At 71.8% G+C, this 17,765-nt stretch carries 21 protein-coding genes and 1 pseudogene; 12 read left to right on the forward strand and 10 right to left on the reverse strand.

Annotated elements, in window-relative coordinates; genetic code table 11:
• Positions 1–925 (forward strand): heme o synthase (locus tag AC08OT_RS11095; RefSeq protein ID WP_476602792.1); only part of this gene is annotated, 925 nt, incomplete at its 5' end.
• 123 nt (positions 926–1,048) lie between these two features.
• Here AC08OT_RS11095 and AC08OT_RS11100 read toward each other — a convergent pair.
• From AC08OT_RS11100 to AC08OT_RS11115, 4 genes are read right to left on the reverse strand one after another with little or no spacing between them, the layout of a single operon-like run.
• The gene (locus AC08OT_RS11100; protein WP_476592842.1) at positions 1,049–1,630 is read right to left on the reverse strand and encodes a YbaK/EbsC family protein; all 582 of its coding nucleotides are present in this window, start codon (positions 1,628–1,630) and stop codon (positions 1,049–1,051) included.
• The gene (locus AC08OT_RS11105) at positions 1,630–1,923 is read right to left on the reverse strand and encodes an AzlD domain-containing protein (protein ID WP_476592843.1); all 294 of its coding nucleotides are present in this window, start codon (positions 1,921–1,923) and stop codon (positions 1,630–1,632) included. Before AC08OT_RS11105 ends, AC08OT_RS11100 begins: the two co-directional genes overlap by 1 nt.
• The gene (locus tag AC08OT_RS11110) at positions 1,878–2,804 is read right to left on the reverse strand and encodes an AzlC family ABC transporter permease (protein ID WP_476602794.1); all 927 of its coding nucleotides are present in this window, start codon (positions 2,802–2,804) and stop codon (positions 1,878–1,880) included. The genes AC08OT_RS11105 and AC08OT_RS11110 overlap by 46 nt, the downstream gene beginning before the upstream one ends.
• A gap of 25 nt (positions 2,805–2,829) precedes the next feature.
• On the reverse strand, positions 2,830–2,988 hold the full coding sequence (locus AC08OT_RS11115) for a hypothetical protein (protein ID WP_462189186.1): 159 nt from the start codon (positions 2,986–2,988) through the stop codon (positions 2,830–2,832).
• A gap of 63 nt (positions 2,989–3,051) precedes the next feature.
• On the opposite strand from AC08OT_RS11115, the gene AC08OT_RS11120 reads away from it, so the two are divergent.
• Positions 3,052–3,483: a hypothetical protein gene (locus AC08OT_RS11120; RefSeq protein WP_476592845.1), complete on the forward strand. Its 432-nt coding sequence runs from the start codon at positions 3,052–3,054 to the stop codon at positions 3,481–3,483.
• Positions 3,465–3,686, forward strand: coding sequence for a hypothetical protein (locus tag AC08OT_RS11125; RefSeq protein ID WP_476602793.1), 222 nt, complete (start codon positions 3,465–3,467; stop codon positions 3,684–3,686). The genes AC08OT_RS11120 and AC08OT_RS11125 overlap by 19 nt, the downstream gene beginning before the upstream one ends.
• Before the next feature lie 80 nt (positions 3,687–3,766).
• Here the strand turns inward: AC08OT_RS11125 and AC08OT_RS11130 are convergent, their stop codons facing one another.
• The 6 genes from AC08OT_RS11130 to AC08OT_RS11155 all read right to left on the reverse strand — a co-directional run bounded on the left by AC08OT_RS11130 (position 3,767) and on the right by AC08OT_RS11155 (position 9,804).
• Positions 3,767–4,798 (reverse strand): COX15/CtaA family protein, encoded by a 1,032-nt coding sequence (locus tag AC08OT_RS11130; protein ID WP_476592847.1) that lies wholly within the window; start codon positions 4,796–4,798, stop codon positions 3,767–3,769.
• Between the two features lie 120 nt (positions 4,799–4,918).
• A complete protein-coding gene (locus AC08OT_RS11135) occupies positions 4,919–5,704 on the reverse strand; it encodes an ABC transporter permease (protein WP_462186234.1) in 786 nt (261 codons plus the stop codon).
• Positions 5,701–6,822 carry an ABC transporter ATP-binding protein gene (locus AC08OT_RS11140; protein ID WP_476592849.1) on the reverse strand — a complete coding sequence of 374 codons (1,122 nt, stop codon included), beginning with the start codon at positions 6,820–6,822 and terminating at the stop codon, positions 5,701–5,703. The genes AC08OT_RS11135 and AC08OT_RS11140 overlap by 4 nt, the downstream gene beginning before the upstream one ends.
• 123 nt (positions 6,823–6,945) lie before the next feature.
• On the reverse strand, positions 6,946–7,485 hold the full coding sequence (locus AC08OT_RS11145) for a helix-turn-helix domain-containing protein (protein ID WP_476592856.1): 540 nt from the start codon (positions 7,483–7,485) through the stop codon (positions 6,946–6,948).
• Positions 7,486–7,724: 239 nt separating this feature from the next.
• Entirely contained in the window at positions 7,725–9,257 is a 1,533-nt protein-coding gene (gene glpK, locus AC08OT_RS11150; RefSeq protein WP_476595740.1) for a glycerol kinase GlpK, read from the reverse strand.
• Between the two features lie 160 nt (positions 9,258–9,417).
• Positions 9,418–9,804: a hypothetical protein gene (locus tag AC08OT_RS11155; RefSeq protein ID WP_476592851.1), complete on the reverse strand. Its 387-nt coding sequence runs from the start codon at positions 9,802–9,804 to the stop codon at positions 9,418–9,420.
• A gap of 442 nt (positions 9,805–10,246) precedes the next feature.
• Here AC08OT_RS11155 and AC08OT_RS11160 point away from each other — a divergent pair, with 442 nt between their 5' ends.
• The 9 genes and pseudogenes from AC08OT_RS11160 to AC08OT_RS11200 all read left to right on the forward strand — a co-directional run.
• Positions 10,247–11,128, forward strand: a complete 882-nt coding sequence (locus AC08OT_RS11160) for a helix-turn-helix transcriptional regulator (protein WP_476592852.1) — start codon at positions 10,247–10,249, stop codon at positions 11,126–11,128.
• Complete coding sequence (gene sufB, locus AC08OT_RS11165) at positions 11,125–12,537, forward strand: Fe-S cluster assembly protein SufB (protein ID WP_462186239.1); 1,413 nt, start codon at positions 11,125–11,127, stop codon at positions 12,535–12,537. The genes AC08OT_RS11160 and sufB overlap by 4 nt, the downstream gene beginning before the upstream one ends.
• Entirely contained in the window at positions 12,537–13,748 is a 1,212-nt protein-coding gene (gene sufD / locus AC08OT_RS11170) for a Fe-S cluster assembly protein SufD (RefSeq protein ID WP_476592853.1), read from the forward strand. Before sufB ends, sufD begins: the two co-directional genes overlap by 1 nt.
• A complete protein-coding gene (locus AC08OT_RS11175) occupies positions 13,745–14,137 on the forward strand; it encodes a non-heme iron oxygenase ferredoxin subunit (protein WP_462186241.1) in 393 nt (130 codons plus the stop codon). Before sufD ends, AC08OT_RS11175 begins: the two co-directional genes overlap by 4 nt.
• Positions 14,134–14,940, forward strand: a complete 807-nt coding sequence (gene sufC, locus AC08OT_RS11180; protein ID WP_476592854.1) for a Fe-S cluster assembly ATPase SufC — start codon at positions 14,134–14,136, stop codon at positions 14,938–14,940. Before AC08OT_RS11175 ends, sufC begins: the two co-directional genes overlap by 4 nt.
• Entirely contained in the window at positions 14,937–16,265 is a 1,329-nt protein-coding gene (locus AC08OT_RS11185; RefSeq protein ID WP_462186243.1) for a cysteine desulfurase, read from the forward strand. The genes sufC and AC08OT_RS11185 overlap by 4 nt, the downstream gene beginning before the upstream one ends.
• Positions 16,262–16,786: a Fe-S cluster assembly sulfur transfer protein SufU gene (gene sufU / locus AC08OT_RS11190; protein WP_462186244.1), complete on the forward strand. Its 525-nt coding sequence runs from the start codon at positions 16,262–16,264 to the stop codon at positions 16,784–16,786. Before AC08OT_RS11185 ends, sufU begins: the two co-directional genes overlap by 4 nt.
• Positions 16,783–17,232, forward strand: a complete 450-nt coding sequence (locus AC08OT_RS11195; protein ID WP_476592855.1) for a metal-sulfur cluster assembly factor — start codon at positions 16,783–16,785, stop codon at positions 17,230–17,232. Before sufU ends, AC08OT_RS11195 begins: the two co-directional genes overlap by 4 nt.
• Before the next feature lie 283 nt (positions 17,233–17,515).
• Positions 17,516–17,765 (forward strand): annotated as a pseudogene (locus AC08OT_RS11200) (sugar phosphate nucleotidyltransferase); the annotation flags it as partial.

Raw genomic sequence — 17,765 nt, forward strand, 5'->3', positions numbered from 1 at the left:
GCCCGCCGACGGGCTCCCGGGCGCCGGGCACGCGACCCGTGGGGGCTGGGCGGCCGTGTCGGCGAAGGCCCGCGGCTATGTCGCCCTGATGAAGCTGCGCGTGGTCGAACTGCTGCTCATCACCACCGTCCCGGTCATGATGCTCGCCGAACGGGGCATGCCGTCGCTCTGGCTGATCGCCGTGACCCTGGTGGCGGGAACCCTCGCCGCCGGCAGCGCGAACACGATCAACTGTTATGTCGATCGTGACATCGATCAGATGATGGGCCGCACGAAGCGCCGTCCGCTCGTGCGGGCGACCGTCACGCCCACGGAGGCGCTGACCTTCGGCATCGTGATCGGGATCGTCTCGACACTGCTCTTCGGTTTCCTGGTCAACTGGCCCTCCGCGCTGCTGGCGGACGGGGCGATCGCCTTCTACGTCTTCGTCTACACCCTCGGGCTGAAGCGCCGCACCCCGTCGAACATCGTCATCGGGGGCGCGGCCGGCTGCTTCCCCGTCCTGATCGGATGGTCGGCGGTCACGGGGACCGTCGGCTGGGCCGCGGTGCTGCTGTTCGCCGTCGTCTTTTTCTGGACCCCGCCGCACTTCTGGGCGCTGGCGATGAAGTTCCGCGACGACTACGCCGCGGCAGGCGTCCCCATGCTGCCGGTCGTCGCCTCCGTCCAGGTCGTCACCCGGCGGATGCTGGGCTACGCCTACGCGATGGTCGCCGCCTCGCTCGCGGTCGCTCCCGTCGCCTCCACCGGCCCGGTCTACCTCGTCGCCGCCGTCGCGGTGGGCGCCTGGTTCCTGGTCGAGTCGCACCGGGTCGCCCGCCGGGCCCGGCACGGCGAGGACCCGAGGCCGATGCGCCTGTTCCACATGTCGATCACGTATCTGACCCTGCTGTTCGTGGCGATCGCCGTCACCGCTCTCGTCTGATCTCGCCCGGCCCCACCGATCGACCCCACCGACCGGCCCCACCGAACCCGCCCCGTCCCGCCCGGTGACACCGGGATCAGGACGGGGCACTGTTTTTCCGGCGGGCCGCAGGCGTGCGGGCGGCTACGTTCCGAGGCCGTCGAGCACCCGGGCTCCGGGCAGCGCGGCCAGGACCCTGCCGGGCAGCCACAGCTTGGAGATGCGCACCCCGGAGCCGACCACGACGCGCGGGTGCTCGGCCACTGCCCGGTCGATCAGGATCGGCCATTCCGCGGGAAGCCCGACCGGGGTGATGCCCCCATACTCCATGCCGGTTTCGGTGACGGCCGTGTCCATCGGCACGAACGAGACCTTGCGGGCGTCCAGATGCCGCCGGACCAGGCCGTTGACGTCAGCCCGGGAGACGGCGAACACAACGCAGGCCGCGAGCATGGTGACACCGCCCCGCCGGCCCGCGACGACCACGCAGTTCGCCGTCTCGGCCGGGTCCACCCCATAGTGCACGCAGAAGGCCGCGGTGTCGGACAGCTCGGGATCGATCTCGGCGACCTCGATCTCGTCCCCTCGCCCGGCCTGCGACCAGGTGTCGAGTAGCGCGGCGGTCGGCGCGGCGAGCAGGTCGGGACGGGCCAGCGCCGACGCCGGCGCCAGCAGAAGATCGGTACGCAGATGTCCGCTGCTCCCACCCGTTTCCCGACCAACCATCATGCCAGACCCAGCCGTCGACCCAGAACAATCAGCGCGACACCGACGACCATCGACGCCAACAAATTACGGGTGCGGTACGCGACGCCGGCGGTGGCCGCGCCCGCCCAGCCCTCCGCGATCACCGCCGGCACCACCACGGCCACCAGGACCGTCCCGGGCAGCGCCCCGATCGCGCGAGCCCACGGGCCCTCGCTCGGCAGCCAGTCGGCCGCCAGCAGGCCGCCGACTCGAAGCGAGTAGGTGATCATCGCCATGCCGGCGACGGCGAGGACGGCCTCAGCGCTCCACATTCGTTTCCTCCGGGCCGATTGCCATGCGAGTTGACCGCCAGCGGACCAACTGCCCGTGGACCGACTGCCTTCGGGCCGATTGCCTGCACAGGTGCCGCCACGCCGGGCGCCGTCCCGGGTGACTCACCGGGCGCGTCCCCCTCTGATACCATCTGCGGGTCCGGTTCGGGGCCGCGCCGGGCGGCGGCGGCCGCGCCGACAAGGGCGCCGATCATGATGTACCAGGTGCCGCCGAGCAGCCGCCAGCTCACGACCGCGGCCACCCCGGCCGCAAGCCACGGCACGACATCCGCGCGCCCCCGCCAGAAGCCGCGCGTCAACGCGATGAAGGCCGTGGTGAACGCGAAGTCGAAGCCGAAGCGCTCCGGTGCCGGAATCCGCCCGCCGAGCAGGTACCCGGCGCCGCTACCGACCAGCCAGAACACCAGGATCGCCAGGCCGCCGCCCAGCAGGAAACCCGGCGGCGCCGCCCGCCCCCGCCGGCGCCCCTCGGCCAGCGTGACGGCCCAGTTCTCGTCCGCGACGAGGTGGATCCCCAGCAGCTTCTGCCACAGTGGCCGCCCGACGAACACTTCGCGCAGCGACGCGCACAGCAGGATGTAGCGCAGATTGATGATCAAGGTGCTCGCCAGGATCGCCGCCAGCGGTACAGGTATTCCCCACAACCCAACGACGACGATCTGCGCGGATCCCGCGAGGACGACCGCGTCCATGATCAGCAACTGCACCAGCGTGATGTCCCGGGTCGGGGCGACCACGCCCATCGCGAGGCCATACGCCGCCACGCCCATCGCCAGGGGAATCGTCGCGCGAAACCCCGCGGCGATCTCCCGCATCGGGAAGGCGGCCTCCTGACTCACCCCGGGCGGCGACGATCTCATGGCCACCGTGTCGAGCCTGCAGCTGTCACGCCTTCTCCCGGAGCGCTCGTCGACAGGCGGCGGCGACCTCGGCCACCAGCGCGTCGCCAGAGCTGACGGCGATGTCGTGGCCGCCGGGCACCAGAGTCACGCTGAACCCGACCGAGGTGAGCTGCTCCCACGCGCGAATGCTGGCGGCCGGCACGGACGTGTCGCCGGCACCACTGATCGCATCGATATAAACGCTCAGTAGCGTACCACTGTCAGTATGTCGGTAACTGGCGGCCGGTTCACCCATCCGCGCGTGCCGGCCCGGGGGAAGACCCGCCGGCCCCGGGAGAAGGTCCAGGCCGAGATCGACACGATCTGCGCGGACCCGTGGGTGCGACGCGTCGTGACCACGAAGCTGACCGGGGACACCCCGGCCGCGCACCGGCTGACCTGGACGGTTGACCCGCAGGCCCGGGCCGCCCTCGAGGAGGAGATCTTCGGGAAGCGGGTCCTGGTCACCGATCGTGACGCCTGGCCGGTCGGCGACGTGGTCGCGGCCTATCGGTCGCAGTCGGACGCCGAGTTCGCGTTCCGCCAGATGAAGGATCCGCATGTCGTCTCGTTCAGCCCGATGCACCACTGGACACGGATCACACGATCCGTGTCCACATGTTTACCTGCGTGCTCGCGTTGCAGGTCGCGCACCTGATGCGCCGTCACGCCGCGCGGGCCGGGCAGGAACACTCGGTGCGCGTCCTGCTCGACCTGCGCGCCGGGATCGAGGAGACGGCGATGATCTACCCCTCGACCGGGGGCCGTCCGAAGGCGCGCCGTATGCTCACCGAGACCACTCCCACCCAGGACCGACTCGCCGAGATCTTCGGCCTCGCGAGGTGGGCGCCCCGGACTTAGGTCATACAGTTCCGGAAGATCGACATCGGTCATGAGCTGCGAATAATCCAGACAAGATCAAACTAGGGGCGAAACTTCCGCTAGGAGCCGACGCCGGCGCTGGTGGGGGCGGTGGTCCCGACCGGCCCGGCGGGCGCGGGGACCTCGGCGCCGGCCGCCGCGAGCGTGGGCGCCGCGCCCGGTGCCGGCCGGGGGTGCCGGGAGCTCAGGGCGAGCCAGAGCCGCAGCGCGGCGACCCACATCACGGTCGCCCCGGTCATGTGCAGGGCGACGAGGAGGGCGGGAACGCCGAGGAAGTACTGGGTGAATCCGATCGCGGCCTGCGCGAGGACGGTTCCGACCAGGGCGAGGGAGGTCCTCCTGGCCTCGTCGGGAGCCTCGGCGACCCGCACCGCGAACGCCATGGCCGCGACGAGCCCGACCAGCAGCATCGCGCCGTCGGCGTGCAGCTGGGAGACGTTGACGAGGTCGAACCCGAAGCGGGCCGGATGATCGCTGTCACCGCTGTGCGGCCCGGCGCCGGTCACGACCGTGCCGAGGACGAGCACCCCCGCCGAGACGACCACCAGCAGGCGCGCCAGCCACCGCAGCGCGGGACCGACCCCCGGGGTGGTCGCCGCACCCGCGTCCTGGCGGGCCCGGTGGTCCAGCAGGACCGCGTTCCACAGCAGGACCATGGAGAGCAGGAAATGGGCGGCGACGGTCGCCGGGTGCAGCTTCGTCAGGACGGTGATCCCGCCGAGCACGGCCTGTCCGAGGAAACCCACCCAGAGGCCGAAGGACAGCAGCCGAAGATCGCGCCGCCGTCCGCCGCGCAGGCGGAGCGCGACCAGCGGGGTGATCAGCGCCACGAGGCCGACCACCAGGCCGACGACCCGGTTGCCGAACTCGATCGCTCCGTGCGGGGCGTATTCCGAGTGCGGCACGAACGAGCCGTCCCCGCACTGCGGCCAGGTCGGGCAGCCGAGACCGGAGCCGGTCAGGCGGACCACGCCGCCACTCACCACGATCAGTGACAGCAGGACCACGTTGAGCGTGGTGAGGAGCCGGAAGGCGCGAAGGCTGATCAGCGGCAAACTCCGACGCTCTGTAGAAGCTGGCACGACTGCCATGGTAACGCCCTGTCCGGCGCGGGCCGCTCGGATCCTTCTCCGCTGGTCGGATGGTGCCTGCCTGCCTGCCTGCCTGCCGGCCGGATGGTGCCCGGTGACCGGACGGTCCCGGTGTCGGCTCTACTCCCAGCGGAAGGTGCGGGCGGCGAGCGCCAGACTCGCCACCGCCCAGGCCGCGAGCACGATCAGGGTACGCGCCCCCGGACCGTCGCCCTCGGCGAGGACGGCCCGCAGCCCGTCCGACAGCGCCGCGGTCGGCAGCACCTCGGCGACCGCCCGCAGCCAGCCGGGAAGCTTCGACAGCGGGAACACCACCCCGCCGATCAGCAGCAGCACCAGGTAGACGCCGTTGGCGGCGGCGAGCGTCGCCTCGGCCCGCAGGGCTCCGGCCATCAGCAGGCCGAGCCCCGAGAACGCGGCCGTGCCCAGGACGAGCAGCGCCAGCACCGCCGGAACCCCGACCGGCCCGCCGGTCGGGTCCCAGCCCAGCGCGAACCCGACCGCCACCAGGAGCACCAGCTGGATGACCTCGACGGCGAGCACCGCCAACGTCTTGCCGGCGAGTAGGACCGCGCGGGGCAGCGGGGTCGCCCCGAGGCGTTTGAGTACGCCGTAGGAGCGTTCGAAGCCCGTCGCGATCGCCTGCCCGGTGAAGGCGGTCGACATCACGGCCAGCGCGAGCACCCCGGGGACGAGGAAGTCCACCGGCCGCTCGGTGGAGCTCGGCAGCACGTCGACGGCGATGAAGAAGGCCAGCAGACCGACCGGGATGATCAGGGTGAGCAGGACGGACTCGCCGCGCCGTAGGGTGAGTACCAGCTCGAGTCTGGTCTGTGCCGCCAGCATCCGGGCCCGCGACGCGGGCGCCGGAGCCGGGCGCAGATCGAGCAGCGGGACGCCGGTCATGAGCGCAGCTCCGATCCGGTCAGTTCCACGAAGACGTCCTCCAGCGTGCGTTGTTCGACCCGGAGATCCTCTGCCAGGATGCCGTTACCCGCGCACCAGGCGGTCACCGCAGCGAGCAGTTGCGGGTCCACCGTGCCCTGCAACAGGTAGTGCCCAGCCGGGCCCTCCTGCGCGGTGGTGCCGTCGGGCAGCGCGAGCAGCAGCCGGCCGAGATCCAGCCCGGCGGGGGCCCGGAAGCGCAGCTGCCCCTCGGCGCCGCCCCGGGTGAGCTCCGTGGGGGAGCCGACCGCCACCACCCTGCCGTGGTCGACGATGATCACCTGATCGGCGAGCCGTTCGGCCTCGTCCATGGCGTGGGTGGTCAGCACGACGGTGACCTCGGCCGTGCGCAGCTCCTCGACGAGCTCCCAGGTGTCCCGCCGGCCCTGGACGTCCAACCCGGCCGTCGGCTCGTCGAGGAAGACCAGCTCCGGGCGGCCGACCACGGCCATCGCCAGCGACAGCCGCTGCTGCTGGCCGCCGGAGAGCCGGCGGAACGGGGTACCGGCGGACCCGGTCAGCCCGAGCCGCTCCAACAGCGCCGCGGGATCCAGCGGGTGGCGGTAGTGCGAGGCGACGAGGCGCAGCATCTCGCCGGCGCGGGCGCCGGGATACATCCCCCCGGACTGCAGCATCACCCCGACCCGGGGGCGCAGGGCAACGGCGTCCGCCCAGGGGTCGAGCCCGAGGACCCGCACCTCGCCCGCGTCGGCGCGGCGGAATCCCTCGCAGATCTCCACGGTGGTCGTCTTGCCGGCGCCGTTCGGCCCGAGCAGCGCCGTGACTGTGCCGGTCGGGATGGTCAGCGACAGGCCGTCCACGGCGCGTATCCGACCATCGGGCGTCGTCGGCGGTCGAGCGGCGTCGCCGGAAGGCGCCGGCGGCACCGCCGGCGCTGGGGGCGCCTGGCGCACGGGGGGCGTAGGGGACGTGGAGAACGCCGCGGGACCGCGCCCGGCCCGACCGGTGTGGGTCCGCCGCCCGGACTCGTGAGGACGACGACCGGAACGCGGGGAAGCGGACCGCGAGGAATACGTCTTCACGAGGTCCGTGACACTGACTGCCAGGATCTCGGCCACCTTGCGATCCTACGGACATCGCGGGTCGGGCGGAGGGCCGGTCCGCCCCCGGCACGAGGCTTCGGCCGGGTGGAACGGGCACCACCGGGCGGCCGCGACCCAGCCCCGTTGCTAGCCCCGTTGCTAGCCCCGTTGCTGCGGCGGGCGGACGGGCAGTGCCCGGCGGCGCCCGCCGACCGCCACCGGCTCGCCCGGCTCCACCAACGCCCCCCAGGCGCCCAGCCGCTCGTACAGCATCGCCGGCGTGGTGCTGTAGAGCCGGGACAACGACTGCAGGTCGGAGCGACGCAGCCGCAGGACGTCGCGTGAACTGTCCGACCGCAGGACCTGCACGATGGCGATCCAGCGCCGCAGCGGTCCGGTGCGGGTCGGGGGCAGCTTGCGCAGCCGGCGCAGGTCGATGACCAGCGGCGGCAGATGGTCGGTCTCGCGGCGATCGGCGGCCGGCGGTACCAGCAGCGTCGCGGGAACGTCGTACAGCTCGGCGAGCTCGACCAGTCGATGCACGCGCAGGGTCCGAGAGCCTCGCTCGTAGGCGCCCAGGGTCCCGGCAGTCCACCGGCCATGCGTGCACTCCTGGACGTCCAGCAGCGACAAGCCACGCCGGTTGCGCGCCGCGCGAAGCCGGCGGCCGAGCTCCAGGGCGTAGTCCGCCTCGGTCACGGTCTCCGTCCGGGTCAAGGTCGACAGGAGACGCCAACCGCCCCCTGTGACAGATTGTCAGGCCTCGGTCCGTCTGGCAGCCGGTTCGACCAAGAAGCCGCGAGGGAACGTGGCCCTGGCGTGGTCCCGCGGTCGCGGGGCGCAATCCGGGAATCGCGACAGTGTTTTTCCGGCCGCGCCAGCCCCGTCAGCCCGGTCGGCCGGTCAGCCCGGTCGGCCGGTCAGTCCCGTCGGCCCGGTCAGTCCCAGTCGGCGTCGTCGGCGTCCTTGGCCCAGTCCCGGGCCCGGTCCACGGCGCGCAGCCATCGCCGGTAGGACCGGTCCCGCTCGGCCCGGGACAGCCTCGGCCGATACCGCTCGGCGCTCCGCCGATGCCCGGCGAGCTCCTCGCGGTCGGCGAAGAACCCGGTCGCGAGCCCCGCGAGGTAGGCCGAACCGAGCGCGGTCGTCTCGATGTTGTCCGGGACGTCGAGCTCGACGCCGAGCAGGTCGGCCTGGAACTGCATGAGCCAGTGGTTGCGGGCGGCCCCGCCGTCGGCCCGCAGCTCGCGCACCGGGAAGCCCGCGGCACCCATCGCCTCGACGACGTCCCGGGTGCGGTAGGCGATGCCCTCGAGCACCGCGCGGACGACGTGCGCCCGGGTGGTCCCCCGGGTGATCCCGAGCAGTGCGCCGCGGGCGCAGGGATCCCAGTGAGGGGCGCCGAGGCCGGCGAGCGCCGGGACGAAGTAGACGCCGTCGTTGCCGGTCAGGGAGGCGGCCAGGTCGGCGGTCTCGGCGGCATCCCGGATGATCCCCAGGGAGTCCCGCAGCCAGTCGACGGCGGCACCGGTGGACAGGACCGCCCCCTCCAGCGCGTACCGCACCGGTTCGCCGTCGAGCTGGAACGCCGCGGTCCGCAGCAGCGTCGACTGCGGCGCCGGCAGGGCCGAGCCGGTGTTCACCAGCACGAAGGAACCGGTGCCGTAGGTGTTCTTGGCCTGGCCGGGTTCGAAGCAGCCCTGGGCGAACAGAGCGGCCTGCTGGTCGCCGATCACGGCCGCCACCGGGATCCGCACGCCGAGGAAGGCGTCCGGATCGGTCTCGGCGTAGACCCGCGAGCTCGGCGCGACAGCGGGCAGCACCTCGGCGGGAACGCCCAGCAGATCGAGCATCTCCGGGGACCAGCTCGCGGCGGCGAGGTCGAGCAGCAGGGTGCGGGAGGCGTTCGTGACGTCGGTGACGTGCGCGGTCCCGGCGGTCAGCTTCCAGACCAGCCAGGAATCGACGGTGCCGAAGGCGATCTCCCCCCGGCCGGCGCGCCGGCGCAGCCCGGGGTCGTCGTCTAGGATCCAGCCGATCTTGGTACCGGAGAAGTAGGGGTCGAGCACCAGCCCGGTGCGTTCCCCCACCGCACCCGCGTGCCCCTCGGCGGTGAGGCGTTCGCAGACCGCGGCCGTCCGCCGGTCCTGCCACCCGATGGCCGGGTGGACCGGGGCGGAGGTCCGCCGGTCCCACAGCACGGTGGTCTCGCGCTGGTTGGTGATGCCGAGGGCGGCGAGCTCCCCGGCCCGGCGACCGCAGCCGGCCAGCGCCGCGGCGACGGTGTCGACGACGCTGCGCCAGAGCTCGTCCGGATCCTGCTCGACCCAGCCCGGCCGGGGGAACCGGGGCCGGATCCCGGTGTAGCCGCGGCCGACGACCACCCCGTCCCGGTTGAGCAGGCAGACCGTGGTCCCGGTGGTCCCCTGGTCGACCGCCGCCACCAGGGATCCGCGTGCCGGCACGCTCATCTCGTTCCTCCCGCCCACGGGCCGCTGACGCATGGCAAGGGACGCATGGCAAGGGACGCATGGTAGGGGAGCGGTGCACGGTGAGGAGAAGGATGCGGGGAAGGAAGGATAGATAGATAGGGGAGAGGTGAGGCGGGCCCGGCGTGCCGGGAACGGCGGCTCAGCCGAGGTTGGACAGGTCGACGACGCAGCTGGTCAGTGACGCGGCGAGCCGGTCGAGGGTGAAGTAGCTGTACTTCGCGGCGTCGGCGGGGGCCAGGCGGACCCAGCGGTCGGCGAGGAGGCTTCCGGCCGCGGCGTCACCGATCCCCTCGTAGTAGGCGCGGCCGCGGTGGATGTAGGTGTCGTCTTTGATCTTGATGATCTGGGTCCGCTGACCGTACTCGTCGATGGTGCCACGGGTGACCGTGCCGGACATCACCAGGTCGTAACGGGCGGGGGCGTCCGAGCGCGGGTCGGCCTCGGTGCCGACGACGTGGACGCCGGTCGCGGCGCGCAACGCCTGCAGGGTGCGCGTGCCGACCTCGCCGGCCGGCAGCTTCTCCAACCCGTTGCTCTTTCTCCCCGTCGCCGCTACAGGCCGCCGAGGCCGCGAGCAGGAGAGTCAGCCCGAGGGAGAGCAGCGCCCGCCGGACTCCGCCGCGCCACAGTTGTGACCGCATCCGCCCGTCGCCTCCCGCCTGAGATCGTCTTCGGGTCGGTGGTGGCCGGGCGCGGCCGCGTGCCGCGACCGCCGGCCCGCTGGTGTGCCGACCCGGGGTGCCGACCCGGGGTGCGCGCCCGGGTGGGCGCGCAGGTACGGCAGTGGGAGCAAGTCTGGCATTCCGCCGCCCGTGGTCGCCGGTCGGGTACGGCCCGTGGGTATCCGTTGTGTGATCACGTCCGGCGAGTGTGATCTGCGTCATTGCTGTGACGAAGATTGCCTCGTTGGGCTGTCGTTCCGGCGACCCCGGTTCGACCGCGTCCGGGAAATAGGGCACACTGGTGTTGTGAAATACGACCACGACGGGGCGAGCGGGACGGCGGACGGCCGTACCCGCGACCGGGTCGTGCGTCTGCTCCTGGAGGGCGGCTCGGCCACGGCGGCCGAGCTGTCCCGTCAGCTCGGGGTCTCCCCGGCGGCTATCCGCAGGCATCTCGATGCCATGGTCGCGGATGGCATCATCACGCCCACGGAGAGCCGGTCCCGGGGGCCGCGTGGCCGGGGACGCCCGGCCCGGCGTTACGCGCTCACCGAGGCCGGCCATCATGCCGGTCCCAGCGCCTACTCCGATCTCGCGGCCGGTGCGCTGCGCTTCCTGGCCGAGGTGGGTGGCGCGAGCGCGGTCACTCAGTTCGCCGACACCCGCGCCGTCGACCTGGAGCGGCGGGTGCGCGAGGCGGTCGTGGCGGCGGAGCCGGCGGATCGTCCGGCGGTGCTCGCCGAGGCGATGACCGCCGCCGGGTACACCGCGAGCGTCTCCGCGCTGCCCACCGGTCTGCAGATCTGCCAGCACCACTGCCCGGTCCAGTTCGTCGCGGAGCGTTTCCCGGCGTTGTGCGACGCCGAGACCGCGGTGCTGGCCCGCGTGCTCGACACCCACGTGCAGCGCCTGGCGACGATCGCGCACGGCGACGGCGTCTGCACGACTCACATCCCCGCGGGTCAGATCCCCGCGAACCACCCCGCCGTGAGCCACCCCGCCGCGGGCACGGCGCCCGGCACGGCTTCGCGTGCTCGGTCCGACCGGACCGGGCCCGACCAGACCGGGCCCGGGAAGGACGGCTCCGCTCGGGTGCTGCCCGATTCCGCCGTGGCCGGATCCGGCCCGGCCCGGCCCGCGTCCCTGGCCTGTCCACCATTCTCGTCTTCGGAGGGTTCCGCCCTATGACCACCTCTGCCGAGACCGCCCTGGAAGGCCTTGGTTCCTATCGGTTCGGATGGGCTGACACCGACGCCTACGCCGCCGACGTGGAACGCGGCCTGTCCGAGGCGGTTGTCCGCGGCATCTCGGCCAAGAAGTCCGAGCCGTCGTGGATGACCGACCTGCGCCTCAAGGGGCTGCGGCTGTTTGAGCGCAAGCCCATGCCGACCTGGGGTGCCGACCTGTCGGGCATCGACTTCGACAACATCAAGTACTTCGTCCGCTCCACCGAGAAGCAGGCCGAGGAGTGGGAGGACCTGCCCGAGGACATCCGGGCGACCTACGACCGCCTCGGCATCCCCGAGGCGGAGAAGCAGCGCCTCATCGCCGGGGTCGCCGCACAGTACGAGTCCGAGGTCGTTTACCACAAGATCCGGGAGGACCTCGAGGAGCAGGGTGTCATCTTCCTGGACACCGACTCCGGGCTGCGTGAGCACCCGGAGCTGTTCCAGGAGTACTTCGGCTCGGTGATCCCGGTCGGGGACAACAAGTTCGCCGCGCTGAACACGGCGGTGTGGTCGGGCGGATCCTTCATCTACGTGCCGCCGGGCGTGCAGGTCGAGATCCCGCTGCAGGCCTACTTCCGGATCAACACCGAGAACATGGGCCAGTTCGAGCGGACGCTGATCATCGTCGACGAGGGCGCCTACGTGCACTACGTCGAGGGCTGCACGGCGCCGGTCTACTCGTCGGACTCGTTGCACTCGGCGGTCGTCGAGATCGTCGTGAAGAAGAACGCGCGCTGCCGGTACACGACCATCCAGAACTGGTCGAACAACGTCTACAACCTGGTCACCAAGCGCGCCGCCTGCCACGAGGGCGGCACCATGGAGTGGATCGATGGCAACATCGGTTCCAAGGTGACGATGAAGTACCCGGCCGTGTGGCTGCTTGGCGAGCACGCCAAGGGCGAGGTGCTCTCCATCGCCTTCGCCGGTGCCGGTCAGCACCAGGACGCGGGCGCGAAGATGGTGCACGCCGCGCCCCGCACCTCCTCGACGATCGTCTCCAAGTCGGTGGCCCGCGGCGGCGGGCGGACGTCCTACCGCGGGCTCGTCCAGATCAACGAGGGCTCGTCGGCCTCCCGGTCGACGGTCAAGTGCGACGCGTTGCTCGTCGACACGGTGAGCCGCTCGGACACCTACCCCTACGTCGACGTGCGAGAGGACGACGCCTCCATCGGGCACGAGGCGAGCGTCTCCAAGGTCGGCGAGGACCAGCTGTTCTACCTGATGAGCCGGGGCCTGTCCGAGGAAGAGGCGATGGCGATGGTCGTGCGCGGCTTCGTCGAGCCGATCGCCCGGGAGTTGCCCATGGAGTATGCCCTCGAGCTCAACCGCCTCATCGAGCTGCAGATGGAAGGTGCGGTCGGCTGATGGTCGTCATCGACGCCACCGGTCGGCCCCCGGCCGCCTCCGGTGCCGTACCCCGTCCCGTACGGTCCCGTAACCCGCTCGACCACGCTGTGCCCACCGGACGCGAGGAGGCGTGGCGGTTCACCCCGCTGCGCCGGCTGCGCGGACTGCCGACCGGCCCCGAGGTCGACGGCAAGGTCTCCGTGTCGGTCACGGCGCCCGCGGGGGTCGAGGTGGAGCAGCTCGCCGTCGGCGACGCCCGGATCGGCCGGGTGCTGACCCCGGCCGACCGGGTGGCTGCCTTCGCCCTGACCCGGTCGGCGGGCGCGCTCGCCGTCACCGTCCCGGCCGAGGCCGCGCTCACCGAGCCGGTGGTCGTGCACCTGCACGGTGAGAGCCCCAGGTCCCCGGCCGGGTTCGTCGCGACGAGCGGCGACGGCGGGCGGCGCGGCTCCCCGGGCGGGGTGGCCTACGGTCACGTCCTCGTCGAGGTGGGCCCGTTCGCGTCGGCCACCGTGGTGCTCGACCATACCGGCAGCGCCACCTACGCCGGCAACGTCGAGGTGTACGTGGGGCACGGCGCCTCGCTCACCTTCATCACCCTGCAGGACTGGGACGACGACGCCGTGCACCTCGGCGCGCACGCCTACTCGCTGGGGCGCGACGCCCGGCTGCGCTCGTTCACCATCACCCTCGGCGGTGACCTGGTGCGCCTCAACCCGACCGTGGACTACCGCGGGCCCGGCGGCGACGCCGAGCTCTACGGCGTGTTCTTCACCGACGCCGGCCAGCACCAGGAGCACCGGCTGCTCGTCACGCACGAGCCGCGTTCCTGCCGCAGCCGGGTCACCTACAAGGGCGCGCTGCGCGGGGACGCCGCCCGCGCGGTGTGGATCGGCGACGTCCTCATCGGCGCCGACGCCGTGGGCACGGACACCTACGAGCTCAACCGCAATCTCGTGCTCACCGACGGCGCGCGGGCCGACTCGGTCCCGAACCTGGAGATCCTCACCGGTGAGGTCGCCGGTGCCGGTCACGCCAGCGCCACCGGCCGGTTCGATGACGAGGCGCTGTTCTACCTGCAGTCGCGGGGGATCTCGCCCGAGGAGGCCCGCCGGCTCGTGGTGCACGGCTTCTTCGCCGAGATCATCGACCGGATCGACGTGCCGGAGCTGCGGGAGCGCATCATGACCAAGGTCGCCGGCGAGCTGTCGGCGGAGGTGGGCGGATGACGACCGCGACCGGCGGTTCTGCCGCGGGCGGCTCCTCGGTCGCCCCGCGGTGGCACCGGGTGTGTGCCGCCGCGGACCTCGCCGAGGGCAGCGCGATCGGCACCGAGATCGAGGGTGTGCCGGTGTGCGTGGTGCGGTCGGGCGGGGCGGTCTACGCCGTGCGCGACGAGTGCTCGCACGCCGACGTGATGCTCTCCCAGGGCGAAGCCGAGGACGGCAAGATCGAGTGCTGGCTGCACGGGTCCCAGTTCGACCTGGCCAGCGGCGTCCCGCTGAGCCTGCCGGCGATTGAGCCGGTGCCCACGTACGCAGTGACCGTCGACGGCGACGACGTGCTCGTCGACGTTACCCATCCAAACGTTACACATTCGAACCCGGAACGAGGGTGACGGCAGCGGTGTCCACACTGGAGATCCGCAATCTGCATGTCTCGGTGGAGACGGACGGCGAGGGCACGCGCGAGATCCTGCGCGGGGTGGATCTGACCGTCCGCAAGGGCGAGACGCACGCGATCATGGGGCCGAACGGGTCGGGCAAGTCGACGCTGTCCTATGCGATCGCGGGCCATCCCAAGTACACGGTCACCGAGGGCAGCATCACGCTCGACGGCGAGGACGTCCTCGCGATGAGCGTCGACGCCCGGGCCCGGGCCGGGATCTTCCTGGCGATGCAGTACCCGGTGGAGATCCCCGGGGTCTCGGTGTCGAACTTCCTGCGCTCCTCGGTCACGGCCGTGCGCGGCGAGGCGCCGAAGCTGCGGACCTGGGTCAAGGAGGTCAAGACCTCCATGGCTGCGCTCGAGATGGACCCGGCGTTCGCCGAGCGCAACGTCAACGAGGGCTTCTCCGGCGGCGAGAAGAAGCGTCACGAGATCCTGCAGATGGCGTTGCTCAAGCCGAGGATCGCCGTGCTGGACGAGACCGACTCCGGCCTCGACGTCGACGCGCTGCGCATCGTCTCCGGAGGCATCGAGTCGGTGCGGGCCCAGGGGGAGACGGGCATCCTGCTCATCACCCACTACACCCGAATCCTGCGCTACATCCGTCCCGAGTTCGTCCACGTCATGGCGGCGGGGCGGATCGTCGACGAGGGCGGCCCGGAACTGGCCGCCGTGCTGGAGGAGTCCGGCTACGACCGCTACGCCAAGGGTGGCGGCGCGGCCACGCCGACCGGCGCGGGAGCGGTGTCATGACGCTGACCGACGCGGCCGTGCGCCTGGGGCCCGGACCCCGGCTCGTTGGCGGGTTCGACGTCGAGCAGGTCCGCCGGGACTTCCCCGCCCTGGCCCGCACGGTGCACGACGACCGGCCGCTGGTCTACCTCGACAGCGCCGCCACCTCGCAGAAGCCGTTGGCGGTGCTCGACGCCGAGCGGACCTACTACGAGCTGCACAACGCCAACGTGCACCGCGGCCTCCACGTGCTGGCCGAGGAGGCCACCGGGCTGTACGAGGCCTCCCGGGACAAGGTCGCCGCCTTCATCGGGGCGGGCGACCGCCGGGAGGTGGTGTTCACCAAGAACTCCTCGGAGGCGCTGAACCTCGTCGCCTACGCGATGAGCAACGCCGGGGCCGCCGGCGCCGAGGCGGAGCGGTTCCGGGTCGGCCCGGGTGATGAGATCGTCGTCACCGAGATGGAGCATCACTCCAACCTCGTGCCGTGGCAGATGCTGGCCCGGCGCACCGGGGCGACGCTGCGCTGGATCGGGCTGACCGACGACGGCCGGCTTGACCTGAGCAACCTCGATTCGATCATCACCGAGCGGGCGAAGGTCGTCGCCTTCGTCCACCAGTCGAACATTCTCGGCACGATCAACCCGGTCGCGCAGGTGGTGGCGCGGGCCCGCGAGGTCGGCGCGCTGACCGTGCTGGACGGCTCCCAGTCGGTGCCGCACAACCCGGTCGACGTCACCGATCTCGGGGTGGACTTCCTGGCCTTCACCGGGCACAAGATGTGCGCGCCCACCGGGGTCGGGGTGCTCTGGGGGCGCTACGAGCTGCTCGAGGTCATGCCGCCCTTCCTCGGCGGCGGCGAGATGATCGAACTTGTCACCATGGAGGGCTCGACCTACGCGGCGCCGCCGCACCGGTTCGAGGCCGGCACCCCGATGATCGCCCAGGTGGTCGGGCTCGGCGCGGCCGTCGACTACCTGACCGCGCTCGGCATGCCGGCCGTCGCCGAGCACGAGCACGCGGTGACGGCCTACGCGCTGGACGCCTTCGCCGAGGTGCCGGGGTTGCGGATCATCGGTCCGCCGACGGCGGACGCCCGCGGCGGGGCGATCTCCTTCGTGCTGCACGAGGACGACGGCCGGCCGATCCATCCCCACGACGTCGGACAGATCCTCGACGAGCGCGGCATCGCCGTGCGGGTCGGGCACCACTGCGCCCGGCCGGTCTGCCTGCGGTTCGGGGTACCTGCGACGACCCGCGCGTCGTTCCACCTTTACACGACGACCGGTGAGGTCGACGCCCTGGTGGAAGGACTGCACGGGGTCCGGAGGTTCTTTCTGAGGTGAAACTCGACTCCATGTACCAGGAGATCATCCTGGACCACTACCGCAACCCGCTCCACCGGGGGCTGCGGGATCCCTTCGACGCCGAGGTGCACCACGTCAACCCGACCTGCGGCGACGAGGTGACCCTGCGGGTGAAGGTCTCGGACGGGGTCGTCGAGGATGTCTCCTACGAGAGCGAGGGCTGTTCGATCAGTCAGGCGTCGGCGAGCGTCATGAGTGATCTCGTGATCGGCAAGCCGGTCGACGCGGCGCTGAAGCTCGAACGCGAGTTCCTGGCGCTGATGCAGTCGCGGGGCACCGTCGAGGGTGACGAGGACGTGCTGGAGGACGCCGTGGCGTTCGCCGGCGTCTCCAAGTACCCCGCCCGGGTGAAATGTGCCCTGCTGTCCTGGATGGCCTGGAAGGACGCGACCGCCAAGGCGATGGATCCGAGCGTCGCCGGTGCCGGTGCCGCCGCATCCACCTCTGTCGCGTTCCCCCGCGTCGCCCCCCTCGACGTACCCGAGCAGGAGAAGCCATGAGCGAGACGGTGACCGAGACGCGCTCGACCGAGACGGGAGAAACCGCCGAGGCGGCGGACCAGCCCGCCGGGGTCCCGAAGCCGCTGCTGGACCCGGACCCGACGGGACCGGGCGCCCCGCCGGAGCTCGCCAGCTTCGAGGACATCGAGGAGGCGATGCGCGACGTCGTCGACCCCGAGCTCGGCATCAACGTCGTCGACCTCGGCCTCGTCTACGGCATCCACGTCGCCGACGACAACACCGTCACCCTCGACATGACGCTGACCTCGGCGGCCTGCCCGCTCACCGACGTCATCGAGGACCAGACCCGCTTCGCCCTGGTCGATGGCCCGGACGGGCTGGCCGCGGATGTGACCATCAACTGGGTCTGGATGCCGCCGTGGGGACCGGACAAGATCACCGACGACGGTCGCGAGCAGCTGCGCGCGCTCGGCTTCAACGTCTGACGGCCGCCGGCTGCCGGGGCCGCCGGCTGCCGGGCCGCCCGCCCTCGGGCTGCCGTCCGCCCTCGGCCCACCGGATGAACAACCGGTGGGGTTCACGCAACATACGGCTGGCTACCCAGCAACCACCGCTCACTCCGCCCGTGTCCGCCCGCCAGGCTTGTAGGGTCGGAACCAGGCGATCGGCGTCGTCATCGGCCCATTTCGGCGGGGCTTCCCGCATCGTGACGTGGTGTCCGGCCCCGCCGGTCGTTCGGAGATCGAGCCGGAAGACGGGAGCCTGTCTGTGCCGAGCCCGCTGGTCCTCGGTCTGGTGCTGGCCGGGGGTGCCGGACGGCGGCTGGCGCCGCTGACCGCGGACCGGGCGAAGCCCGCCGTCCCCTTCGGTGGGCTGTACCGCCTGATTGACTTCGTGCTGTCCAACCTGGTGAACGCGGACTACCTGCGCATCGCGTCCTGACCCAGTACAAGAGCCACAGCCTCGACCGGCACATCACGACGACGTGGCGGATGAGCAACCTGCTCGGCCTCGTTCT

The sequence above is a fragment of the Frankia sp. CgJB1 genome (genome assembly GCF_977947065.1).